The sequence below is a fragment of the Vibrio sp. LQ2 genome (assembly GCF_023920125.1).
GTDB lineage: Bacteria > Pseudomonadota > Gammaproteobacteria > Enterobacterales > Vibrionaceae > Vibrio > Vibrio fluvialis.
Genome location: NZ_CP085308.1, coordinates 3,886,273 through 3,910,609, shown reverse-complemented (window position 1 = coordinate 3,910,609; position 24,337 = coordinate 3,886,273). Strand labels below are relative to the sequence as shown.

At 50.6% G+C, this 24,337-nt stretch carries 25 protein-coding genes; 8 read left to right on the top strand and 17 right to left on the bottom strand.

Features of this window, described 5'->3' with window-relative positions:
• The first annotated feature begins 219 nt into the window (after positions 1 to 219).
• Entirely contained in the window at positions 220 to 504 is a 285-nt protein-coding gene (locus tag LGV68_RS18140; RefSeq protein ID WP_203344406.1) for an EF-hand domain-containing protein, read from the top strand.
• A gap of 71 nt (positions 505 to 575) precedes the next feature.
• Here LGV68_RS18140 and LGV68_RS18135 read toward each other — a convergent pair whose 3' ends face one another.
• From LGV68_RS18135 to LGV68_RS18085, 11 genes are all read right to left on the bottom strand, one after another.
• Positions 576 to 1,814: an allantoate amidohydrolase gene (locus LGV68_RS18135; protein ID WP_238828529.1), complete on the bottom strand. Its 1,239-nt coding sequence runs from the start codon at positions 1,812 to 1,814 to the stop codon at positions 576 to 578.
• A 63-nt stretch (positions 1,815 to 1,877) separates the two neighbouring features.
• The gene (locus LGV68_RS18130) at positions 1,878 to 3,110 is read right to left on the bottom strand and encodes an alanine--glyoxylate aminotransferase family protein (RefSeq protein WP_020328588.1); all 1,233 of its coding nucleotides are present in this window, start codon (positions 3,108 to 3,110) and stop codon (positions 1,878 to 1,880) included.
• A 1-nt stretch (position 3,111) separates the two neighbouring features.
• The gene (locus tag LGV68_RS18125) at positions 3,112 to 4,677 is read right to left on the bottom strand and encodes a gamma-glutamyltransferase family protein (RefSeq protein ID WP_222736555.1); all 1,566 of its coding nucleotides are present in this window, start codon (positions 4,675 to 4,677) and stop codon (positions 3,112 to 3,114) included.
• Positions 4,678 to 4,694: 17 nt separating this feature from the next.
• Positions 4,695 to 5,870, bottom strand: a complete 1,176-nt coding sequence (locus LGV68_RS18120; protein WP_222808463.1) for an amidase — start codon at positions 5,868 to 5,870, stop codon at positions 4,695 to 4,697.
• A gap of 90 nt (positions 5,871 to 5,960) precedes the next feature.
• Positions 5,961 to 6,959, bottom strand: a complete 999-nt coding sequence (locus LGV68_RS18115; protein ID WP_222757379.1) for a bile acid:sodium symporter family protein — start codon at positions 6,957 to 6,959, stop codon at positions 5,961 to 5,963.
• 42 nt (positions 6,960 to 7,001) lie between these two features.
• Entirely contained in the window at positions 7,002 to 7,820 is an 819-nt protein-coding gene (locus LGV68_RS18110; RefSeq protein WP_020328592.1) for a MurR/RpiR family transcriptional regulator, read from the bottom strand.
• Between the two features lie 19 nt (positions 7,821 to 7,839).
• Entirely contained in the window at positions 7,840 to 8,568 is a 729-nt protein-coding gene (locus LGV68_RS18105) for an amino acid ABC transporter ATP-binding protein (protein ID WP_020328593.1), read from the bottom strand.
• Positions 8,555 to 9,205: an amino acid ABC transporter permease gene (locus LGV68_RS18100; RefSeq protein WP_165880619.1), complete on the bottom strand. Its 651-nt coding sequence runs from the start codon at positions 9,203 to 9,205 to the stop codon at positions 8,555 to 8,557. The genes LGV68_RS18105 and LGV68_RS18100 overlap by 14 nt, the downstream gene beginning before the upstream one ends.
• A gap of 12 nt (positions 9,206 to 9,217) precedes the next feature.
• The gene (locus LGV68_RS18095; protein ID WP_020328595.1) at positions 9,218 to 9,886 is read right to left on the bottom strand and encodes an amino acid ABC transporter permease; all 669 of its coding nucleotides are present in this window, start codon (positions 9,884 to 9,886) and stop codon (positions 9,218 to 9,220) included.
• 15 nt (positions 9,887 to 9,901) lie between these two features.
• Positions 9,902 to 10,693: a transporter substrate-binding domain-containing protein gene (locus LGV68_RS18090; RefSeq protein ID WP_020328596.1), complete on the bottom strand. Its 792-nt coding sequence runs from the start codon at positions 10,691 to 10,693 to the stop codon at positions 9,902 to 9,904.
• A 273-nt stretch (positions 10,694 to 10,966) separates the two neighbouring features.
• A complete protein-coding gene (locus LGV68_RS18085) occupies positions 10,967 to 12,412 on the bottom strand; it encodes an NCS1 family nucleobase:cation symporter-1 (RefSeq protein ID WP_020328597.1) in 1,446 nt (481 codons plus the stop codon).
• Between the two features lie 275 nt (positions 12,413 to 12,687).
• Here LGV68_RS18085 and LGV68_RS18080 point away from each other — a divergent pair, with 275 nt between their 5' ends.
• From LGV68_RS18080 to LGV68_RS18060, 5 genes are all read left to right on the top strand, one after another.
• A complete protein-coding gene (locus LGV68_RS18080; RefSeq protein ID WP_143682819.1) occupies positions 12,688 to 13,359 on the top strand; it encodes a GntR family transcriptional regulator in 672 nt (223 codons plus the stop codon).
• A 3-nt stretch (positions 13,360 to 13,362) separates the two neighbouring features.
• Complete coding sequence (locus LGV68_RS18075; protein WP_061055623.1) at positions 13,363 to 14,094, top strand: aspartate/glutamate racemase family protein; 732 nt, start codon at positions 13,363 to 13,365, stop codon at positions 14,092 to 14,094.
• Between the two features lie 22 nt (positions 14,095 to 14,116).
• Positions 14,117 to 15,043, top strand: a complete 927-nt coding sequence (gene puuE, locus LGV68_RS18070) for an allantoinase PuuE (protein WP_061055622.1) — start codon at positions 14,117 to 14,119, stop codon at positions 15,041 to 15,043.
• Between the two features lie 234 nt (positions 15,044 to 15,277).
• Positions 15,278 to 16,663 (top strand): nucleobase:cation symporter-2 family protein, encoded by a 1,386-nt coding sequence (locus tag LGV68_RS18065; RefSeq protein ID WP_252535813.1) that lies wholly within the window; start codon positions 15,278 to 15,280, stop codon positions 16,661 to 16,663.
• Positions 16,664 to 16,790: 127 nt separating this feature from the next.
• A complete protein-coding gene (locus LGV68_RS18060; protein ID WP_158126285.1) occupies positions 16,791 to 17,270 on the top strand; it encodes a peptide-methionine (S)-S-oxide reductase in 480 nt (159 codons plus the stop codon).
• A 215-nt stretch (positions 17,271 to 17,485) separates the two neighbouring features.
• Here LGV68_RS18060 and LGV68_RS18055 read toward each other — a convergent pair whose 3' ends face one another.
• On the bottom strand, positions 17,486 to 18,355 hold the full coding sequence (locus LGV68_RS18055) for a GyrI-like domain-containing protein (RefSeq protein WP_020430936.1): 870 nt from the start codon (positions 18,353 to 18,355) through the stop codon (positions 17,486 to 17,488).
• A gap of 111 nt (positions 18,356 to 18,466) precedes the next feature.
• Between LGV68_RS18055 and LGV68_RS18050 the strand changes: the two genes are divergently transcribed.
• Positions 18,467 to 19,615: a PLP-dependent aminotransferase family protein gene (locus tag LGV68_RS18050; protein WP_252535811.1), complete on the top strand. Its 1,149-nt coding sequence runs from the start codon at positions 18,467 to 18,469 to the stop codon at positions 19,613 to 19,615.
• Positions 19,616 to 19,693: 78 nt separating this feature from the next.
• On the opposite strand, the gene LGV68_RS18045 is transcribed toward LGV68_RS18050, so the two are convergent.
• The 4 genes from LGV68_RS18045 to LGV68_RS18030 form a co-directional block, all read right to left on the bottom strand.
• Entirely contained in the window at positions 19,694 to 20,107 is a 414-nt protein-coding gene (locus LGV68_RS18045; RefSeq protein ID WP_158143279.1) for a GNAT family N-acetyltransferase, read from the bottom strand.
• Between the two features lie 312 nt (positions 20,108 to 20,419).
• Complete coding sequence (locus tag LGV68_RS18040) at positions 20,420 to 20,863, bottom strand: DUF2000 domain-containing protein (protein WP_020328606.1); 444 nt, start codon at positions 20,861 to 20,863, stop codon at positions 20,420 to 20,422.
• A gap of 84 nt (positions 20,864 to 20,947) precedes the next feature.
• Positions 20,948 to 21,406, bottom strand: a complete 459-nt coding sequence (locus LGV68_RS18035; protein WP_252535809.1) for a GNAT family N-acetyltransferase — start codon at positions 21,404 to 21,406, stop codon at positions 20,948 to 20,950.
• Positions 21,407 to 21,693: 287 nt separating this feature from the next.
• On the bottom strand, positions 21,694 to 22,794 hold the full coding sequence (locus LGV68_RS18030; RefSeq protein ID WP_158148724.1) for a Fic family protein: 1,101 nt from the start codon (positions 22,792 to 22,794) through the stop codon (positions 21,694 to 21,696).
• 231 nt (positions 22,795 to 23,025) lie between these two features.
• Between LGV68_RS18030 and LGV68_RS18025 the strand changes: the two genes are divergently transcribed.
• Positions 23,026 to 23,544 (top strand): RNA methyltransferase, encoded by a 519-nt coding sequence (locus tag LGV68_RS18025; protein WP_165880628.1) that lies wholly within the window; start codon positions 23,026 to 23,028, stop codon positions 23,542 to 23,544.
• A 76-nt stretch (positions 23,545 to 23,620) separates the two neighbouring features.
• Here the strand turns inward: LGV68_RS18025 and LGV68_RS18020 are convergent, their stop codons facing one another.
• On the bottom strand, positions 23,621 to 24,229 hold the full coding sequence (locus tag LGV68_RS18020; RefSeq protein WP_020430947.1) for a winged helix-turn-helix domain-containing protein: 609 nt from the start codon (positions 24,227 to 24,229) through the stop codon (positions 23,621 to 23,623).
• Positions 24,230 to 24,337: the final 108 nt, after the last annotated feature.

The window sequence follows — 24,337 nt, the reverse complement described above, 5'->3', positions numbered from 1 at the left end:
GGATGATATTAATGCTAGTGCATATATTTTGAATTGCCACTTAACACAAATAAAAAACATTCTTATTTGCTGTTTCTTATTTTAGAGACACAAATGCGGCAGATTGAACCTCAATGTAAAGCATTGTAAATCGACGAACCCTTTTTCTGTTGGATGCTCCAATGCTGAGTTCGATAAAACGAACGGCATTAAATATTCCAATAAATTAAGGACTAACACATGAAATCTGTTTCGCTTTTTGCCTTACTGGGCTGCGCTTTGTTGTCGACTTCAACCATGGCACAAGATCAACCCTCTGGTCGTCCGGACATGGGGCCGCCTCCGAGCTTTTCGGATATGGATAGCAACGGCGATGGCGTATTGACGCAAGATGAAGTTCAGGGACCCATGCAGCGTGATTTCAGCGACATGGATACCAACAATGATGGGCAGTTAACCGAAACCGAAGTGGATACGTTTATGAAGAACCATCAACCACCACAGCGTCCAAACCACGATGAATGACATCGGATTGCGATAGAAAGAGAAAGCCCGGTTATTACCGGGCTTTCAGTTGAATTATCCGATGATGACGGTTAGCGAAAGCGTTTCACCATCTCAATAAAGCAGCTGAGCGCAGTCAGCACATCAGCTTCCATTACTTGTTCTCGCGGATTATGACTGATTCCTTTCTCGCAGCGCACAAACAGCATGCCAATGTCGGTGAGCTTGGTCATTGCCAGCCCGTCATGCCCTGCGCCACTCGGCAGGAAACGTGGCGCGATCTGCGTAACAGTTTCGACCACATCCGCCCATTGTTGCTGAAGCTTAACGTTGCACAGTACCGCTTCGGCCTGGTAGATGTTTTCGTGGTGAAAAACCAAGTTGCGATTGTGTGCAATGTCGGTCAACTGCTTCAGCAGATCAACCGTGCACTGCTCCAGCGATGGTTGAGACAGGCTGCGAATATCAATCGTAAAACGGGTTTCGCCGGGGATCACATTGACAGCGCCCGGCAACACGTCACATTTACCAACGGTGGCAACAATCCCATTTTGCTGCGCAAACTTCTCGATGGCGATGATCATTTCCGCAGCGCCACACAACGCATCGTGGCGTAAATCTACCGGCACGGTGCCAGCGTGGCCTGCCATGCCTTTTACTTGGCATTGAAAGCGCTTCGCGCCCGCGATGCCCGTGACCACTCCTACTGGCAGGTTTTCCGCTTCCAAAACCGGGCCCTGCTCAATATGCACTTCCAGATAGGCCAGAGTTTCCTTTGCTGTCCGTGCATCGCAGCCCGCTTGGTTCGGGTCAAGGCCAAAGGTGCGCATCGCTTCCGCCATCGAAATGCCATCAGCATCTTTCACGTTCAGCCATTGCGGATTAAAGCATCCGGCCACGCCGCTGGAACCGATCAATGTGGTGTTAAAACGGGTGCCTTCTTCATCGGCAAACGCAACCACGTCGATATGAAATGGAAACGCTTCATCCGCCAGTTGAGCGAGCGTTTCGATGGCCAACAGTACGCCTAAATTGCCGTCATATTTGCCTGCATTAGTGACGGTGTCACTGTGAGAGCCGAGGATCAGCGTCGGTTGGGTTGGATTAGCGGACACTTTACGCCCCCACTGATTGCCGACACTGTCTTGCCATGTTTCAAGGCCCGCTTCACGCATCCATTGCGCCAATTGGTCATGGGCGGCGCGATGCTGTGGCGTCAGATAGGCGCGCGTAATTGCGCCCTCGTCAGCGCTGAATTGAGCCAGCGCGTCTGCTTGCTCCATCAGCTTTTTCGCCTGCTGCGCCATGGTATTTTTTTCTGCTGTAATCATCAGCGCTCCTTGCGTTGAACCACCAAACTCACGTTGTGTTCTGTATGCACCTTACTGGTGTGATTAGGCATAGAATTCCATCGCTGCAATGACGGATTGCCCCGGCACAATCGCCGCTTTGTGTTTGATCAGAATCGCTTCCAGCGCCGCAAGCGTTGCCAACACGCATTCTTGGCGAGCGTTATACCCCATGGTACCGATGCGCCAAATTTTGCCATGCAGCGGACCAAACGAGGTGCCAATTTCAATCCCGAAGCGTTGCAGCAGCTCAAGGCGAATCGCATCACCATTCACATTTGCCGGAATGTAGACACCTACCACGTTGTTCATTTTGTAAGCTTGGTTGCCGAACAACTCCAAACCCATGGCACGAAGGCCTGCCGCCAGCGCATCCCCTGCTTGTTTATGGCGTGCAATCACCTTGTCTGCGCCTTCTTCAAGGAAAAGGCGCGCACATTCACGTGCGGCATAGAGCATCGACGTCGCTTCCGTATGGTGGTTCAAACGTTCCGGGCCCCAGTAATCCATGATCATCGCCAAATCGAAGTAGTTGGACTGAATCATCGCCTCTTCACCTTGGGTGTGATGGTCGGCACGAATGCCCGCTTCGACGTGTTTACGGCGGTTAATCAATGCTGCGCAGCGATCGCTTAAGGTAATGGGCGCAGAACCGGAAGGACCGCCAAGGCATTTCTGCAAGCCAGCCGACACCGCATCAAGATGCCATTCGTCGACTTTAAGATCGTTCCCCGCAATTGACGCGGTGGCATCACAATAGAACAGCACGCCGTAGCGCTGACAGATTTCGCCCATCTCTTTGAGCGGCTGGTTCATTGTGGTGGAGGTATCGCCCTGCACGGTCGCGAGTAGCTTAGGTTGAAACGCTTTGATTGCTGCTTCGACTTTTTCCGGCGGGCACACTTCCCCCCATTCGATATCGATGGTCTTCACTTCAGCGCCAACGCGTTGGGCAATTTCACACAGCAAGTGACCAAAGCGACCAATCACCGGCACCAGCACCTTATCGCCGGGCTGCAACACCGAAACCAATACCGCTTCAATGCCGGAGCGCGCCGTGCCATCCACCAACATGGTTTGCTGGTTTTGGGTCTGGAAAACACCACGATACAGTGACTGTACCTGATTCATGTAGCCGGTCATGACCGGGTCGTACTGGCCAATCAGAGATTGAGAAATGGCCTGATGAACGCGCGGGTAGGCATTGATTGGTCCCGGGCCCATCAGCAGACGCTGCGGTGGGTTCAGGGTTTCAAAAAGTTCGTTTTGAGCGGTCATGTTATTCTCCAAGTAAACTGGTTCCATCACTACGAGGATCGCTGGTCGCACACGCCTTTCCATGCGTATCGAGAATGATTGCGCCAGCGTGTCCCATGAGTTCGTTACAATCGGCCACAAAGGTGACATCGTGGCCACGTTGTTTTAAGGCATCGCCATATTGCTCATACAGCGATTGTTCAAGTCGTAAATTGTTGGTGCTGTTACCCCATGTGCGGCCAAGAAGCCAGCGCGGTGCAGCAATCGCATCACTGAGCGAGAAATTTTGATAGTGGTAGCGACTAAACAGGCACGCTTGTGTTTGTGGCTGGCCTTCGCCGCCCATGGTGCCGTAACTCATGCGGCGTCCATCGGCGAGTTCGGCATAGGCCGGGTTCAAGGTATGGAACGGCTTTTTACCCGGCGCCAACACATTGTGGTGACGCGCATCGAGCGAGAAACTTTTTGAGCGAATGTTCCACAAGATGCCCGTTTCTGGCAAAAACACGCCCGAGCCGAACTCCCAATACACGCTTTGAATAAAGCTCACCATGGTGCCGTATTGATCGCTCGCGCCCATCCAAATGGTATCGCCCGGTTTGGCCTGATGCGGCCAAGGCAGCGCCCCATTTAAGGAAACATTGGCCGCACATTGGTCGACGACGGAATCGATGAGCCATTCCTGCAGCGGCTGGCTTAAAAACTCTTCGTCGCACACTTCGCGATCACGAATAATGAAGGCTTGTTTGGTCGCTTCAACCAGCAGATGAATATGGTCGACTTCGCTCTGCGCTTGTGACGCCAGCCGGTCGTAAATCGCCAGAATCAGCAGTGATGCCACACCTTGCGTAGGCGCGCCAAAGTTGTATAAGCGCCCTTTTGCGGTGTTGACGGTGAGCGGTGCCATCACTTTTGCCTGATGAGCGTGAAAGTCGTCCAACGTCAGCGGGCTGCCTGCGGCTTGCAGCTCTTTCGCCGCGGAGGCGGCGATCTCGCCACGATAGAAATCATCCAGCCCACGTTCAGCCAGAGCTTGTAGTGTGTTGGCGAGCGCCTCGTTCACCAAGGTATCGCCGACTTTGAGCGTTTTGCCTTGCTTGAGAAAGTTCTGCGCAAAAGCTTGCAATGAGGCCAGGCGTTCAAAGGTTTTTTCGCTGGCGTTGACTAAGCTTTGCGTCACTACCACACCGTCACGGGCGGCATCAATGGCAGGTTGCAGCAGTTCGGTTAACGTGAGCGTACCCGCGTCTACTTCCAGCGCTTTTTGCCAAGCCGCAATGGTGCCGGCCATGGTAATCGCCGATTCACCGCCGCTGAATGGCAGTTCATCACCCAGCGCGCGATAGTGTTCGACATCCACATTCAACGCTGCGGCGCCGCAGCCATCGATGGCAACGGGTGTCTGGCCAGCTTTGGCGATCAGCCAAAAACTGTCACCACCTATGCCGTTCATGTGCGGGTATTGCACCGCAATCATCGCGGCAGCGGCGACCATGGCTTCACTGGCGGTGCCGCCAGCGTCGAGAATTTGCTGACCGACTTGCGCGGCCTTAAAGTGCGGGGCAGTAAATGCCGTTTGATGCTTCATTCACGTTCTCCTTAACATTAGCCGTTGTAGACGGCTTCACCCGTTACGAACAGAGTCTCTTCCTGATGAGGCAAGCCCATTAGTGAGATACCGCACGGGCCTTCTAATAATTCTTCCATAGGCAGATGGAGTTGCGGTAATCCCGACAGTCCTGCAATGCTGGTCAGTCCCATCAACTGTGAGCGATAGACCGCCAGTTCATCAGCCGGCATCGTCAGTGACGGCGGACCCGATGGCGTAGTCGGCATTGCCCATAGGCAACGTTGTTGTTTCAGGTGTGTCAGCACCTGTTGCTGAAAGTCCTGTTGCCGGGCTTTCGCGTGTTCATACTGCTCATGAGTGATGGTTCTGGCCCACTCCACACGCTCCCAGATCGCCGGATCCAGGCCGTCGCCATACAGCGTGAGCCACGCATCGTGATGTTCGATAATTTCAAAACCTTGAATGGTGCGAAACAGTAAGCTCAGTTCGGTCAGTGACCAGCCGTTTTGTGCCAGGACATTGCCTTGAATAATCTCAATCCCCGCGCGCTGACACTGCTGACTCAAACGTTCAATACGAACAGCGCTCATCACCGCTTGGCACTGCGCATCGAGATAAACGCGCGTCACCCGTTCGCCAGATTGATGACGTGCCGCCAGCACCGACCACACATCGCGCATCAGGCGTAATTCGCGCGTAAAAATGCCGGCGGTATCGAAACTTTTCGCTAATTCAAAACAGTGGGAAAGATCAAGCGTGCCGAGGGTTGGACGCAAGCCAAACAATCCGCAATAACTGGCAGGCACTCGGATCGAGCCACCAGTGTCGGTGCCGATAGCAAAGTCACACTCCTCATTCGCGACTGCGACAGCGCTGCCACTGGATGAACCACCGGGAATGCAATTCGGCGCTTTCGGATTGATGGGCGTGCCGTAATGAATATTCTGACCATTGAGGCTGTAGGCCAACTCGTCGGTTTGAACGCGGCCAACGCATTCAGCGCCCTGCCCGAGCAGCGCGGTGATCAGTGGTGACGTGGCCGTCGCAATTTGATGGGTTTTCAGCCAAGTTGGATTGCCAGCGCCTGTGGCGTAGCCTTCGACGTCGAATAAATCTTTGAAGACAAATCGGGTGCCAGAGAGCGTTCCCTGCGCGGTAGCGGGCAGCGTGTCAGGCCCCTGAGAGCAATAAATACGAGCGTCCTTACTCATTGTGCATCCTTACGTGGTGTTCCTTTCAGGCGCTGAATCCGCCGCGCCTGACCTAGTGTTGATTTTTTGAAGCGTTTTGGCTGATGCTACTTAATTGGTCACCGTCTTCAGGGATTCGCTTTGGCGCGCGTATCGGTTTGCCAGTACCGCGCAGTAGAAAATCTGAATCGGGTGATACAGCATGATGGGCAGCAGAATCATCCCCAGCGACGGATCCGCGCCGAAAATCACCTTCGCCATCGGAATTCCCGCGGCCAGCGTTTTCTTCGTACCACAGAACACCGCAGCCACTTCATCCGGTAACGTAAACTTGGTGCGGCGCGCGCCCCACTGAATGAGGTGTACCATGACCAACAGAATCACGGTACAAATGATGATTGATGTAGCCAGCAGGCCAACCGAGAACTCACTCCAGATGCCATTCACCACAGAATCACAGAAGGCGTTGTAGACGATTAAGAGAATGACGTATTTGTCGACTTTATTAACCACTGCTTTGTGACGGTCAACCCACGCAACCAAGTATGGACGCATGATCTGACCTGCAATCATCGGCAGCAGCAACAGTTTGGAAATTGAAATGACCGAGTCCAGCAAATCCAGTTGTACGCCTTCAAATCCCATGAAAAGTTGAATCAAAAGTGGAGTGATGAACACGCCAAGAATGCTGGAAAGCGAAGCGTTAAAGATAGCGCCCGGGACGTTCCCTTTGCCGACACTGGTCATCGCCACCGACGACGAAATGGTGCTTGGCAGAACCAGCAAATAACAGAAACCGAATGCCAATGCAGGAGGCATGTAAGCCAGGAACGCTTCGCCGAAAATCACCCACAGAATCGGGTAAACCACGAACGTTGCCATTTGGATATAAACGTGCAGGCGCCAGTTAGTCAGCCCCGCTTTGATTGCTTGTGGAGAAAGCCCCAGTCCGTGGAGGAAGAATACAATCGCGATACCAATTCCGGTCAGTTGATCCAGATGGATCACGCCACCAGAACGGCCAAATTCAGACGTAACAGTCGCCAGCGCGATGGCGACAACCATCCCGACAAGAAACCACTCCTTTTTTAGTTTTGCTAATACATTCATATTGTTATTTTTGCTCTTTGTTGTGTTATTCAACGGTTCCTGTTATTCCACTTCGTTCAACTGCGCATAGCTTTGTGAGATATGGCGACTGAGTTTCGCGGCATTCTGTCCAAGGTGTCGATACACCTTGTTAACCAGATATGATATTAAGCTCATGGGCACCGCATAGCTATCCAAAGGTGCCTGATTATTCATGTGACAGACCAGAAAATGTGCAACGGAGTCTGCGTACTTCTGCCCGGATTGATCCGTAATTAACAAACTCGGTTTGCCATTCAGATGTTGAATGATTTTCTCAAACTGAGCGATGCGACGACGGATACCAATCACAATCACAAAATCGTCGTCCGTAATCGAGACCAGATCTTCTCCCAAGGTCTGGCCTGGTAACGGCAGCAATTCCACGTTGGCGCGGCACTGCATCAGTTGCTGACGAAAATGCATCGCCAACGGATAACTGTTGCGATAGCCGATGATTTTCACCCGTTTGGCGTTGGCGATGGCCTCAACCAATTCCGTGACATCCAGCGTCGCTAACTGCGCCCACAGCTGTTCCAAAGCGCGCATATCGTGTTGAATTTCCGGGTCTTCGATGCTGGATGTTAATACCGGAATCCCCTTTTCACGCTCCTGCATCAATTCCTGACGGAGTGCAACATGATCGTCATAACCCAGTTGACGAATAAAGCGACTCACACTGGTTTTCGATACTGAGCAGGATTCAGCGATTTCTGCCGTCGACAGCATTAAAATCTTTTCCGGATTCAGTTGTAGATAGTCGGCCACCCTGCGGCTGCTTTCGGTCAAGCGTGAATACTGCTGGGTAATTCGTTCACTGAGTGAGTGGTGATTATTGGTCATGCTGACTCCATCTGGATGATTAACGAACGGCGGACAAAAAGCTTTGCAGTTCCGGGGTCTGAGGCGCGGCAAACACGGTTTCACTCGGTCCGGTTTCCCACACTTTACCCTGATTCATAAACACCACGCGATCGCCCACATCACGGGCAAAGTTCATTTCGTGCGTCACCAGAATCAGAGTCATCCCTTCCGCTTTCAGTTGTTCCAGCACTTTCAGCACTTCGCCAACCAGCTCCGGGTCCAGCGCTGACGTGATTTCATCACACAACAGCACTTTCGGATTCATGGCTAATGAACGTGCAATCGCCACGCGTTGTTGCTGCCCGCCGGACAGATTGGTCGGATACGCATCAAACTTATCCGCCAGACCGACTTTTTCGAGCAGTTCACGGGCCAGTGTTTCACACTCTTCACTGTTTTTCTTTAATACCAGCTTTGGCGCCAGCATCACGTTTTCGCCGACAGTCATGTGCGGGAACAGGTTGAAGCTTTGAAACACCATGCCCACACTGCGGCTCAACAGACGTAATTTGTAATCGTCGTTTTCTACCGCTTGGCTATCCACAATGATCACGCCTTCCTGATAGTCTTCCAAGCCATTCATACAGCGCAGCAGCGTACTTTTCCCCGAGCCACTGCGGCCGATGATCGACACCACTTCACCCGGATTTATTTTTAAGTCGACCCCTTTCAGGACGTGGTTTTCGCCATAATATTTATGGACTTGTTCAACACTAACGAGTGACATGGTTTCGTGTCTCCAAATATCGGGCTAACGCAGAAAGCGGAAAGCAAATGGCAAAGTAAAGCAATGCAACCAGCGCGAACACTTTGAACGGCTGGAATGTGGCGTTGTTGAGCATGGTGCCGGCTTTGGTCAGTTCAACGAATCCGATGATGGACGCCAGCGCAGTGCCTTTGACAATCTGCACTGAAAATCCGACTGTTGGCGCAATGGCCAGACGCGCTGCTTGCGGCGCAATGATGTAACGCATGGTTTGCAGGTAGCTCAGCCCCAAAGTGCGGCACGCTTCCCACTGGCCTTTTGGCAGTGATTCTATACAGCCGCGCCAGATATCGTGAAAAAAAGCGCTGCTGAATAACGTCAATGACAACACGGCGGCTGTCCAGGCACTGACTTCCACGCCCACCAGGGATAAACCAAAGAAGGCGAGAAACAGCTGCATCAGCAGCGGCGTGCCCTGAAACAGTTCCACATACAGCTTGATGACGCTGGTAAACACGGAGTGTCGCGTGCTACGTAGCAAGGTAATAAACAGTCCGAGCAACCCGCCGCCCACAAAAGCGATCAGCGACAGTGCGACAGTCCAACGAGCGGCCATCAACAGGCTGCGAAAAATATCCCAATCGGTAAATTGCATCATGGTGGCGCTCTCCTACAACGACGGATTCTTAAACGCGACACGCTTAACGAACGCAAACATCTGGCGCATCACAATTGCAAGCACCAGATAAATCGCCGCCGTCAGCATGTACGATTCAAAACTCAGAAAACTGCGCGACTGGACGAAGTTGGCCGCAAACGTCAGATCTTCCACCGAAATTTGTGACACCACCGCAGAACCCAACATCACAATGATGCACTGGCTGACAATCGCCGGATAAACGCGTTGATACGCAGGCGGAATCACAATGCGTGTAAAAATCTGCATGCGGGTCAATCCCAGCGTTCTTCCCGCCTCCCACTGCCCTTTTGGCGTCGCTTCGATGCCAGCGCGAATGATTTCCGCCGAATAGGCACCCAAGTTAATCACCATCGCAATGACGCCCGCCTGCCAGGCGCTGAGTTTGATACCGAGTGCCGGCAGACCAAAAAAGATAAAGAACAACTGCACGATAAACGGGGTGTTACGAATCACTTCGATGTAGCAGGTGCAGACAAACTTCAGCCATTTGGCCTGACTGGTTTTTGCTCCCGCACAAAGCGTGCCGAGCAACAGTCCGCCAACGGTTGAGATGATGGTCAGTTCTACGGTGGTTCCCAACCCTGCCACAAACTGTGGCAGGTAAGGCGTCAAACCGCTAAAGTCCAACTGGTAGCTCATGCTTCGTCCTTCACGTTACGCACCCAGGTCCGCAGGAAACGGTGCTTTTAACCATTTTTGCGAAAAGCCTTCCAACACACCGTCTTGTTTTGCTTCGGTGATCAGGCGGTTCACTTCTTTTAGCAATGCTTCTTCGCCCTTCATCACACCCACATAACATGGTGAGTTTTTGAGCAGAAACTTCGTTTGTGGCGCTTTGGCCGGATAACGGGTTGCGATTTCTGTCACCACCAGATTGCCGGTAGCAATCAGGCTCACCTGTCCAGACAGGAATGAGGACAACGTTGCGTTGTTATCTTCAAAACGTTTGATCGTGGCGTCACTCGGCGCAATCTTGCTCAGTTCCAAATCTTCCACTGATCCGCGTGTCACACCGATGGTTTTGCCGCTCAAATCCTGCGCGCTGGTCACCGCTTCATCCGATGAGCCGAATACGCCGAGATAGAAAGGCGCATACGCCGCACTGAAATCGATCACTTTTTCACGTTCCGCATTCTTACCCATGCTCGAAATCACCAAATCCACTTTACCGGTTTGCAGGTAAGGAATTCGGTTCGCACTGGTAACTGGCACCAGTTCCAGTTTGACATCGAGCTTTTGGGCAAGATACGCGGCCATATCAATGTCGTATCCGTGAGGCTTTAGGTCGGTACCGACAGAACCAAAGGGCGGAAAGTCTTGGGGTACGGCAACTTTCAACACACCTTTCTGTTGGACAGACTCCAGTTGGTCGGCTTGCGCTGTGGTCGCGCCGAACAACAGGCTGGCGGACATGAGTACACTCGACATCGCTGCAAATAATTTCATTGTGAATCTCCTTATAGATAATGAAACGTTTGAAACATTTATCAAGTAGTTTGCAACGATTGTGCCAACTTGAGATAAAAATAAAAACCGCAATGATTTTATTAGGTTATAACCAACTACGATTTTTCTGGCCTTACGAATTGCTCAATTTATGAAACTTTTGGTGCAGAATCGATCAATGGTGGTGCAATCGTTTCAAAACAGTACCTAGTTCCTGTGCTTAAATGGCGGCTGAAGTTCAACCGCCTTTTCTAACCGTAGGGATTCAAAGACTTACGCTTTGTTCTTGCTTAAACGCAGCGCTGGCACCCAGGAGAATTCGGTTTCCATCAGGTAACGATAGACAATCGCCGCCACCCCGCCACCGATAAACAGTGCGTAGTTCGCCAAGTCGGACACCACAAACGTCGCGACGATGGCGAGCAAGCTGGCGCACACCAACGCATACACGCTGTTCATGTTCACCCCGTTGTGATACCAGTATTTGCCCTGCTTCGATTCGGTGTACAGCGACGCCACATCGATCTCGCCTTTCTTCACCAGGTAGTAATCGACAATGATGATGCCGTACAGCGGACCAATCATTGCTGCCAGCACATCCACCGTGTAGTGAATCACTTCAGGATTGTTGAACAGGTTCCAAGGGGTCAGCAGCACCGAACCGAACGCGGCAATAAAGCCACCGGTTTTAAAACTGATTTTCTGCGGCGACACGTTGGAAAAATCAAATGCGGGCGCAACAAAGTTCGCCACAATGTTGATACCGACCGTCGCGAAGATAAACGTCATTGCACCCAGCACCGTAATTAATCCCGAATCGAGACGTTTCACCGTTTCGACCGGATCGGTGATCATCTGGCCAAATACCGGAATCGACGCCGACACAATCACTACGCTGAACACTGAGAACAACAAGAAGTTCAGCGGCAGGCCGAGCAAGTTACCCAACTTCAATTTTTGGTAACTGCTGCAGTAACGGGAAAAGTCACTGAAGTTGAGCGTTGGTCCGGCGAAGTATCCGGCAACCAGCGCGCTGGCAATGAACATCTGCACCACGACATCCCAGCCTTCGAGCTTTTTCGTGCTCAGGTTAAAGCTGATGTTGTCCCAACCCGCAAGATCAATCATATACAGACACAGCGCGAACATGGCGACGTAAATCGCCGGGCCCGACCAGTCGATGACCTTGCGAATCATGTCCATGCCGAACATGAACACGATGCCCTGAATAACCCACATGGCACTAAAACCAATCCAGCCAAGGTAGGAAAGCCCTAAAAACGTTGGCTTAGCCAGGCTTTCCAGCCCGGGGAAAAAGTACAGTAACAGAATGATAAATGAACTGGACGCCAAAAAGGTCTGGATGCCATACCACACGACCGCAATCAGGCCGCGAATCACCGCGGGGATATTAGCGCCAAATACGCCGAACGACATCCGCGCCACCACCGGAAACGGCACACCCGCTTTCTGACCCGGTTTACCCATCAGGTTGGCAAACACCATCACAATCGAAATGCCAACCAATAAACTGATAAACACCTGAATACCGTTCAGACCCAACGCAAACAGGCTGGCGGCAAACACGTAGCCACCGACGCTGTGAACGTCTGACATCCAGAAAGCAAAAATACTGTACCAGCCCCACTTCTGTTCTTTATCCGGAAGCAAATCTGCGTTAGCGAGTCTGTCGCTGACTGGGAATTCCTTTTTCATCATGTCGCATCCTTGTTTTACATTGTATACAATCCTAAATACAAGGAGCGTGCCAAAATCGAAATGTATTGAAATCACTGGCTTTCAGTGATGATACCTACTTTGGACTAGACTTAGAATGCACCACGAAAGTTCAGCGCGCCACAAGTTAGTGCATAAAACTTCAACAAATTTAAGCTTCAATGCAGGCTATGACCGATTTATTGGCTTGTATGCCTTCCACAACATGGTATACATATTGCAGCGGTAAGTTGTATACAACAGTAAAGAGAATGCGTATGTCTAACGACGAAAAAATTTATCAAAAGATGCTGAAAGCGATCGTCGAGCACCAGCTTCCCCCGGGCGAACGACTGCCAGAAGATAAGCTTTCAGAAGCGTTTGGTGTGAGCCGGACGGGCATTCGAAAAGTGCTGCAACGTTTGGCGCTGGAGCGGTTTGTGGTGATTCAGCCCAATAAAGGCGCACAGGTTAACCGCCCCAGCCGCCAAGAAGCGGAAGAAGTGCTGGATAGCCGCATTATGTTGGAGCCGCTTCTGGTGCCTGAAATCAGTGAAAACTGGAATCTGAAAGTCGCGCAGCATTTTCGAGACATGGTGGAGTTGGAAAAACAGGCAGACAATGAAGGCAATCTCTCTAAGTCGATTCAACTGACGGCGAAGTTCCACTATGAACTGGCGCGTATGGGAAACAATCAGGTGTTGTCAGAGTTTATTGAGCAGTTGTGCTATCGCTCATCGTTAGTGATTGCCGCCTACGGTACGCGCGAAAGTGTGAGCTGCGATTGTGGCGATCATGTTGAGCTGATTGATCTGCTCGACCAACGTAAAGTCGTCGAAGCACAAGAATGGATGCGTCACCACCTACTTCACATCAAACAGTCGATCTCGTTAACCGGCAAACAGGATGCTCAGGTGGACTTTAACTCGCTGTTCGCGCAAATGGATTAATCAATGAAGATTCAGCTTATCAACCCCAATACGTGTCAGGGCATGACCGACAAAATAGCGCTTTCTGCGCAATCTGTATGTTTATCCAGTAGTGAGATAATTGCCCGCAATCCGGCGCATGGCCCGGAAAGTATCGAATGCGCCTTGGATGAAACCATTGCCGCCGCGGCGTTGCTCGATGTGATTGCACAAGGTGAAGCAGAAGGCGTTGATGCCCATATTATCGCCTGCTTTGGCGATCCGGCGATAGATGCCGCGCGCGAACTGGCTTCGGTGCCTGTCATTGGCATCGCGGGCGCCGCGTTTCAATTGGCAAGCCTAGTGTCACACCGCTTTGGAGTGGTGACCACCATGTCGCGCACGCTGCCTACAGCCGAGCATCTGTTGCATCGTTACGGTTACCATCATCTGTGCTCAGGCGTTCGCGCAACCGACATCGCAGTGCTGGATCTGGAACAGATTCAGGCATCGGCCTATCAACAGTTGTTGCAAGAATGCCGGGCAGCGGTCAACCAAGACGGCGCGGAAGCAATTGTGCTCGGCTGCGCCGGAATGTCTGATTTAGCGACGGAACTTTCGGCGGCACTCAATGTGCCGGTGATAGATGGTGTGGCTGCCGCCGTTAAGCTGGCCGAATCATTACACGCACTCAAACTTACTACGTCCAAAAGTGGCAACTACGCCGCTCCACTCAGCAAATCGTTTCACGGCCGTTATCAACATTGGAGCCGTTAAGTCAGTGACAAGGAACTTCGATATGGAAATCTCAAATCCTCGCGATTACATCGGCTACGGCCGCGACAAGGTGCCGGATGCCAACTGGCCAGGCGGCGCAAAGATTGCGCTGCAATTTGTCTTGAACTACGAAGAAGGCGGAGAAAACTGCGTCTTACACGGCGATCCGCACGCCGAGACCTTTTTATCGGAAATTGCGGGCGCCGAGCCGTTCCCCGCTCGCCACATGAGCATGGAATCCCTGTATGAATACGGTTCGCGCGCTGGGGTGTGGCGCATTCTTAACGAATTTAAAAAGCGGGAATTACCGCTGACCATTTTTGGCATCGCCACTGCGTTACAACGTAACCCAGAAGTAACACAAGCCTTCATTGAAGATGGGCACGAAATCGCATGCCACGGTTTAAAATGGATTCATTACCAAAACATGCCGATCGAGCAAGAGCGCCAGCACATGCATCAGGCGCTCGAGCTGATTGAAACCCTCACGGGGAAACGCCCAATCGGTTGGTACACTGGCCGCGATTCTCCCAACACCCGCGAATTGGTCGCTGAACAGGACAGTTTGCTTTATGACTCGGATTACTACGGGGACGATCTGCCGTTCTGGACCCAGGTGCCTGACAAGAAGCATCCCGGTTCAACGCGCCCTCACCTGATTGTGCCCTACACCTTGGATACTAACGATATGCGGTTTTCCTCGCCTTATGGGTTTAGCCACGGGGAGGAATTCTTTCAGTATCTCAAGGAGAACTTTGACTGTTTGTACGCTGAAGGTGCCGAGAAACCTAAAATGATGTCGATCGGTCTACACTGCCGCGTCATTGGTAAGCCCAGTCGTTTTATGGCATTAAAGAAATTCCTCGATTACGTCGCGCGGCATGAGGGCGTTTGGGTGGCGACTCGTGAACAAATTGCTCGTCACTGGATCGAGCATCACCCTGCTTAACCCGTTGATTCTGTCTTTACAAACCGCCGCGACGCCCTTCCTGTCCGGCGGTTTTTTTATGCAACCCAATTTAATGCAAGTGCACCACAATCGAACAACATTTCAGCGCCAATATTCGTGCGTTATATCCTAACTCGCTGAATTACCTTGACTAACTGGTCAGAAATTTACTGGCATAGTGTTTGCTGTATTGATGAAAAATATGTCAACAATATTGTATACAAGGAAGTCAGAATGTCTCACAAGGAAAGTCACGACCTGATTTACGGGCTCGACGATAAGCCGACGCCCGGCGCAGCACTGTACGCCGGCCTACAACATGTGCTGGCCAGTTTTGTCGGAATCATTACGCCTACGCTGATTATCGGCGGCGTGTTGGGATTGGGCGACCATGTGCCTTACCTCATCAGTATGGCGCTGATTGTGTCCGGTATCGGGACGTTTATTCAAGCGCGCCGCATTGGGCCAATTGGCGCAGGCATGATCTGTGTGCAAGGCACCAGCTTCGCGTTTTTGAGCTCAGTGCTGGCCGCAGGCTTTATCGCCAAAGCCAAAGGCGGAGGCCCGGAAGAGATTCTGGCGCTGATCTTTGGCGTCTGTTTCGTTGGGGCATTCATCGAAATCGTGCTTTCACAATGCATTGGCAAGTTACGGCGCATCATCACGCCGATGGTCACGGGCATTGTGGTCACCACCATCGGTATTTCCCTGATTAAAGTCGGCATGACGGATTTAGCCGGCGGCGTCAACGCACCCGATTTTGGCCAATGGCACAACTTAGCGCTCGGCGCAGTCGTGTTAGTCACCATCATTGCGCTCAACCGCTCTCGGCATTTGATGGTGCGCCTCTCTTCGATTCTGGTCGGCATGGTATTGGGTTATGTGGCCGCCGCCAGCATGGGCATGGTGCATCTGGGTCACGCATTTCATCAGCCGTTGGTCAGTATTCCTGTGCCATTCAAATATGGCTTTGACTTCGACTGGTACGCTTTTGTGCCGATTGCCGTGATTTATGCGATTACTGCGATTGAATCGATCGGCGACATCACCGCCAACTGCATGATCACCAAGCAGCCCGTCACTGGCCCAACGTATTTAAGCCGCGTGAAATCCGGCATTCTCGGCGACGGCGTGAATTCAATGCTGGCCGCGATATTCAACACTTTTCCAAACACCACGTTCAGTCAGAACAACAGCGTGATTCACCTGACTGGCATTGCCAGTCGCTACGTAGGTTACTTTGTCGCTCTGATCCTATGCGTACTGGGTTTGTTCCCGCTGATTGGAGCCATTCTCACCACCATTCCCAAACCGGTGATTGGGGGCGCAACCTTGGTGATGTTCGGTACCGTCGCGGCGGCAGGCATTAAAATCATCGCGCGTGAGCGTTTGGATCGCCGTAATCTGATGATTCTGGCCGTTTCGTTCGGGATCGGTTTGGGCGTGATGCTGGTGCCGGATGTGATGAAGGAGATGCCTAAGTTGCTGCAAAGCGTGTTTGGCTCTCCGGTGACGACCAGTGGCATTGCTGCCATCGTGATGACTTTGGTTCTGCCGGAAAACCAAACGGATGCAGCCGAAAAAACCGCTTCATCGGTGGCCGCCGTCAGCGAAAGCTGATCCAGCCGGATTCCCATACTGCCAAAGCCTGCGTTCAAGCAGGCTTTTTATTGCGCCTGATCGGGTTTCTCCCGTCGCGTCAATTTGCTAGAGTCGCACCACATTCATGACGTTGTAGATGTGAACAATGGAAGAAATTTATTTTGCGGGCGGCTGCCTGTGGGGCGTTCAGGAATTCATGCGCCATTTGCCGGGCGTAACGCACACCGAAGCCGGACGTGCCAATGGCACTACTGATACCACTCAAAGCGAATATGACGGCTACGCCGAGTGCGTGCGCACCCAATTCGATCCCGCGCAAGTCAGCGTTGAGCAGTTGATGGATTACTTGTTTGAAATCATCGACCCATACAGCATCAACAAACAAGGTATCGATGTCGGCCCTAAGTACCGTACTGGTGTTTACAGCGACAATCCGGCACACCTTGAACGAGCGATAAAGTACATCGACGAGCGTCCGGACGCCGACAAAATCGCGGTTGAAGTGTTGCCACTGACCAACTATGTCAGAAGTGACGATGAGCATCAGGATCGCCTGACACTACATCCGGATGATTACTGCCATATTCCGGTTGATTTGCTGCACAAATATCGCAATCAGGAGTAATAACAGGTTGTTAGCGGTGGGTTGCGATCAGAATCTTCTTCAATCAGCAACAATTCTGTAAGACAGCAAGGTTAATGTACAAACGCTTAAACACGAGTCTTGTTTACGCATTACTCCATTTAAGGTCCATGTCCTTTTCTTACACCGCTTCTGTTAGGTACACGCCAGCCCCCTGGCGTGTTTTTTTTGCCTGTTTAACATGAATATCCGCGACGTCAGAAGAAGCTGATTGGCAAATAGAAGTCGATTTCGAACCGTTCATCCTCATTGAGGAAATGGTTCTTGTGGTAATGCACGTAAGCGGGCGTTGAACGCAGCTTATAACCGGAGTTCGGCAGCCATTTTTCAAATATCTTGCTTACCTGAGGCAGTAATTCACCGTACACGCCGCGCAGACGAAACACCGCATGCAGCCCGCCGGGTATGGTCATTTGGTTCACCACGCCGCGTACTTTCAACGGCTCATCAATTTCCAGACACGCCACGTAGCGACACTTATCCAATTCTACCCATGCCGGGTTTGAGTGATGCAGACCAAACAATTGTTCAAACGTGCGCCCTTCTTCTTTGGCCCACGCTTTAAGAACTAACCAGGCGCGACGAATGGAACGGTTATAGCCTTGGTGGCGCACATAGGCGGTGATCCGCTCTTTGGTCTCTACAATTTTCGGTGTCGGCAAATCAAGATTCGCGACCCGATTGTAACCGGCGGCGACTTCCGGATCTTTCAGATACGGCTTGCTATCGAGATGCTGCTCGCCATGTCGCCAGTTACCCGGCGCCATATGAAAAGTCGCTTTGAACGCTTTGGAAAATGATGACAATGAGCTGAAGCCGCACTTGTTGGCGATATCAATCACCGATGCGTTGCCATCAAACATCAGTTGGTTAGCGGCATATTCCATGCGAGTGCGGCGAATGTACTGATGAATCGATTCTCCCACTACCTGTTTAAACACTCGGTGAAAGTGCTGTTCGGAGTACGCAGCAAGGTCTGCCAGATGTTTTGCCGACAGATCGTTGGTGATGTCCTGATGGATGTAGTACAGAATGTCGTTAATACGGGAGACGTGCTGCTGATTCATTTCAGTAGATCGCATAAATGGACAAGTATTTGAGCATAAATGGACAAACAAATTTACGCAACGAGTCGTACTATTCGAAAGATAAAAAAAGCATAAATACAGGAAGCACACATGGAAATCGCCCGTTCACTGCAACAGATCAAATCCTCTTATATTCGCGAAATTTTGGCTGCAGCAAGTGACCCAAACGTTATTTCTCTCGCTGGCGGTCTGCCAGATGAAAAAACATTCCCCATCGATCTGATGCGTTCTACGCTCGCTGAACTGGCGGAAAGACCTGAAGTTTTTCAATACGGTGCAACCGCAGGTTACGCGCCACTCATCGCGTTTCTGAAACAGTACTTTGATTTACCACAGACACACGAAGTCATGGTGTGTACGGGTTCTCAACAAGGTCTGGATTTGATTGCCCGTGCTTACATTAACCCTGGCGACAAGGTTGTGATGGAAGCTCCGAGCTACCTGGGTGCGATGCAGGTGTTTGGTTTGGTGCAGGCAGAAATCGTCACTGTAACACAAACATCGCAAGGTCCGGATTTGGCAGAGCTGGAAGACGTATTCCGTCACCAGAAGCCTAAAATGTTCTACGCGGTTCCGGATTTCCATAACCCAACAGGCATCAACTGGGCATTGGAGACGCGCAAAAAAGTGGCGGAGTTGTGTGAAGTGTTTGATGTGGTGATGGTAGAAGACGTGCCTTACCGCGAACTGCGTTTTGAAGGCAGTGCTTTCCCGCTCGTTTCTGATTTCTGTCCGAACAAATCGATCGTACTGCGTTCTTTCTCGAAAATTGCATCACCAGGCCTGCGTTTAGGTGCAGTTTCTGGCCGTAGCGAATACCTGACGCCGATGATCAAAGTAAAACAAGGCGCAGATTTGCACTCCAGCGTACCGATGCAAGCTCTGTTACATGCCCTGTTGGCGCACCCTCAGTTTCCGGAGCACCTGACGCGCATTCGCGAACTGTACCAATCTCGTTACGAAGTATTGTCTAACGAACTGAATAAACAACTGCCAGAAGGCTGCGAACTCAAACCTGTTGAAGGCGGCATGTTTGTGTGGATGACGATTCCTCAATGCGACACCTTTGAACTGGCTAAACAGCTGCTGGCAAAAGGCGTAGCGGTCGTGCCGAGCCCGGTATTCTACCCGAATCCGGACAATGCACCTTCCGCACTGCGTTTGAACTTCACAAACTCCACGCCACAAGATTTGGCTGACGCTGCAGAGCGCCTGACTTCAGTGCTGCGTTCGCTGTAATGGTTAAATGAAACAAGCAAAGAAAAGCCCGGTTATACCGGGCTTTTCTTTGCTTGTTGAGTATGCATGAACCTCGATTTACGCGCTCTTTGGCTTAAACTTTTTCGTCATACCGTGACTGGCCGGCGCAACCAGTTGATAGCCCAATTTTTCGTAGAAGCCCGGTTCATCAGCAATCATCGAGACGTATGACCCTTCCAGTACCACCGAGGCGAGATAGTTGTCGATGTATTCCATGATTTCTCGTCCAAAGCCGTTTCCCTGATAGTGCGGGTCGACGGCAACATCGACAATTTCAAAATTGCACGCACCATCACCCACCACGCGTCCCATGGCAATGAGCTCTTCTCCATCTCTTATTGAGATGCCGTACAAGCTGTTCGGCAGTGCGATCGTGGCCGCTTGTAATGACTTAGGCGATAAGCCCGCTTTGACGCGCATATCGCAGAATTCCTCTGGGCTTGGGACTTTCTCTTCGTATTTAATGGCCATTCCTTTACTCACTCTTTGATCAATCTTGCACCCTGTTTTCGCTACCAGATACATGCGTGACATTGTAACCAATGTATCTGCCATATCCTTAAGCGATAACCTGTTTTATATCTTTCTTTAAATCAATAACATAGTTACTGATTAGAAGCATCAGGTCAACGTTAATGCGAATAGCGAATTCGCCGCAGTGTTAAGCTATCGCGACCAACACGATGATGTCTGCCGGTTTGCTGCATCCTGCGCATTAAATGAGTGATTCATGAGTATAAAAAAGCCCAGTGAATGCCGGACTTTATTCTTCCTCTGAAACGGTTACTTAAATAAGCTGAATTTTCCCGTGAACTCTTTCAGCTCGGCGGCATCACCGAACATACAAATACCAAAGTATTCGAGATCTTGTTCTGCGGTTTCTGCGGTCGCATTCACCTGTTCCTCTGACGAACCGACAATCATGGTATGAGTAAAATCAGTAAAGGGAAGTCCACGCTGCAGCAGTTCTTCGCGCACTTTTCTAATTTTATTGGAGTTGTCCGCTTTCAATACGATGAATGGATAATGAGAAATGGATGGATGCGTGCCGCCATCCTTATCTTGATATTGTAGAAAACAAAGGTCATCGACTTTTTCAATTTGACCGACCAGCCCCGCGGTCATGTGACCCAGCGCGTTAAACAGGCGCCCCATCTCCACTTTTTTATTCAGTACGGCGATAAATCGCTTTGAGTTTTCATCAGGCAAAGTAGAAAAATCGATCATAAACGTCCTTAATTGTTTGAAATATTGTGCTTTGTTTAAACGGTAAGTGGTGTGAACATGAAAATACTAACCGGGAGCACGATGTTAGAAGTATGCGGGTAATGGGCGTTCGTAAACCAACGGGTCAGCATAGATACACATGCAATCTGAACCTTGTAACCGGCAAAACCCGAGTTTTTCGTAGTAGCGATGGTCGATTTCACAATGCAAGTAAATCGCTTTCGCTTGTTGATTATTAAACAGTTCAGCTTTGACCAAATTCACTAATTCAGCGCCATAACCTTTATTGCGCTGCTCAGGAAGCGTTGCTAACGAACCGATACCAAAGCAGTCATTTTCCAGGCCAAACATGCGGGAATAAACTATCAGGGAAGCGACGATTTGCTCGCCTTGAGCCAACACATACCAGGTACCGGAACGATACTTTCCACTATCGCGGCAACCAGCCAGGTATTGTTCAAAACCAAGGCCACCATTCCACACATCGAACCCCATTGCGTAGATGGTATCCAATTCATCAACTTTGGCTTTTCTTAGAGGCATCGTCAGTGCTTTCCTTGGTGAGTTTAAATTTGCTTTGTTAATCGTGTAGTTTCTTGGAGAGTATGTTGAACTGCACATTTAGACAAAATACCCGCGGTCGCTCCTAGACTGCCATGGCCACAAGGATTGCCGGAAGCTGACTCGCCAACAAACACATCATAAATATCTAGTTCAATAACCCACCACCTTCACTTCCTTATTGCGTTGAAGCTAAAGACTTATACCGCCTTCGCCTTAATTATTAAACCAGGTGAATATTATCCATAAATCCTAGCTAATTCAGCCCTTTAGCCTGGCAGCATATATCGTGTGCTGCGGCCACCAGCGTCGGATTTAACTAAACAGCCCAGTTCCACCAGCGCGGCTAAGTGGCGGGTTGCGGTGGGTTTACTGACTTTGGCAACTTTATGATATTGGGTGGTGTTGATGCCCTGTTCGAAATCACCATCCAGCATGCGGTTCAAGACCTTAACCTGTTCTGCAGTCAGTTTGGTTTGATCCACTGTACGCCAGAAGTTGGTTTTGAATAGGGTTTGATCGATCTCTTTCAGTACGTCCGCAAAGGTTTCATTCAGCGTATTAAAAAACCAAACCAGCCAGGGCGTGATGTCTATATCGCCCTTTTGAGTCTGTTCGAGGATCTCATAGTAGCTTTTGCGGTTCGCCAGAATGCACACCGACATTGCGTAAAACCGGACTGATTGCTGCTCGGCCTGAGCGAGCGCCAAGTCGGTGAGTAAGCGCGTTATACGTCCATTACCATCATCCAGCGGGTGCAGCGTAACAAACCATAAATGGGTGATGGCCGCTCTTACCAATGGATCAAGCGAAACGTTTTGTTTGGAGCTGTTGAACCATTCTAAGAACATCGCCAGTTCGTTATCGAGCCGCTCACGATCCGGCGCTTCAAAGTGGATCGTCGGTTTATCGATACGGCCAGACACCACCTGCATTGGCGCGTCACCACGCAGTTGGCCACCAATGACGGGATTAAACATGGTGTAACCTTCAGGAAAAAGCCTGTCGTGCCAGTGGAGAATACGTTCCAGAGTCAGTGGAGCCTCAAGGTTCTCAACAGCGTCGAGCATGATTTCGGCCAAACCGTCCGTCTGCTCTGTGGTTGGAAATGGTCTTTCTTCCGTCAGGCCAAGTCGGTTCGCCAGCGACGAGCGCACCGAAAACGCATTGAGCGTTTCTCCTTCGATAGCGCTGGAATGGACGATGTTCGCCAGTAAAGTATCAAGCATACTTTGCTTTTGATCCTGAGACTGACTGGTGATTTTACCCAACAGGATGCCTTGGTTAAGGCGTGTTTGCCTCACCATGGGTTCGATGGTGTTCTTATCCCACGTAAAGTGAGGCCAGTTATCCTGCTGCCAGATCCACATAATGCTACTCTTGATGCGAAAATCGTTGTTATTCAAATCACAATGTAATGCGATTAATTACAATAATCAAATCACAGATTGATTTGTTTAAGTGAGATATTCGAATCATGGCTTGGTTTGTATCGGTAAATGCACTATCCGGCCTAGCACTTCGCTCGTGTTAGAGCGATAATCCCGCCATTCGTGAGTGTTACGCTCGACTCTTAGCAATACAGAAGTAGAACAACATCAATGACAACACAGTCAACGGTCATTATTGGACTGCATAACCCGAAAAGCCCGACCAATGTGGGCGCGGTCATACGCGCAGCAGGATGCTATAACGCCACTCAGGTACGTTACAACGGCAGCCGCTACAATCGCGCAGCGAAATTTCAAACTGATACACAAAACATGCAGGAACGTATCGATTTAGTCGAAATGGACGAACTCACCGCAGGCCTTGGCAGCAACGTGGAGATCGTCTGCGTTGAGTTGGTGGTTGGTGCAACAGCGCTGCCGCATTTTGAGCATCCGGAAAACGCCATTTATCTGTTTGGTCCGGAAGATAGCTCGCTGCCGCAAGAGGTGGTCGATCAGGCTCATCATGTGGTTTACATCCCTACCCATGGCTGCATGAATCTGGCGGCCACAGTGAATGTTGTGATGTACGACCGCTTAGCGAAAACCCTGGGGGCAATAGACGACCGGGAACAAGTGATCGCCAATCGTGACAACAAGAACCGCTTAATAGTGAAAGAATTCGCTTAAACGTGAAAAGGGCCATAGGCCCTTTTTTGTTGCGGCTTACTCTGTTTAACGTGGTGTTATCGAGCCTGCTACACGCTCACTCTAAAATGCTGCGATAAAGGTATGAGAGCATACCTTGCGAACCGTTAAAGTCGATGAGAAGCAACGATGTCAGCAGGACTGCCATAATCGGCGTAACCAGTTGTGATAAACGGCGCTTTGAAGCCTCACACCGAGCGTTTTCATCAACGGGGTCGTGTTTCGTATTGATATAACGATGACCGGATTGCGCTTCGCCATTCAACTTAACAGACTCGGCTCCCTCCTCTCGTGAGGTTTCCACCAGATCGTCCAGCGGAATCTCAGAATACAGCGGATCAACCGGTGCAATGAACCGATAACCGATGCGCGACTCGGTCTTGATGTATTCGGGTTTCGTTGCCTTATCGCCCAACATTTTGCGCAGCAGTGAGATAGACTGCGTCAGGCTTGAATCATCCACTTTGCCGCCTCGTTCCGTCCATACCTGCCGGTAGATCTCTTCTCTGCTCAGCACTGAATTGGGATGGTTGACCAACAGTGAAAGTATTTGTGCTTCATTAGTGCCGATGATGATTTTCTCGTCATACGCGTCGGTTAAGCTTCTCTCTACCACATCGAACAGGAAGCGCGAGTTAATGACAACTTTTTCGTTTGGTGTTTCCATTGGGAATAGCAACCTCAACTAACCATATTTTTCATAAAGTTGTTTCAGGGTTTGATTCAACGAATCATACCATTTGAGAATTTCGCTATTTGTGTAGAATCTTGAATG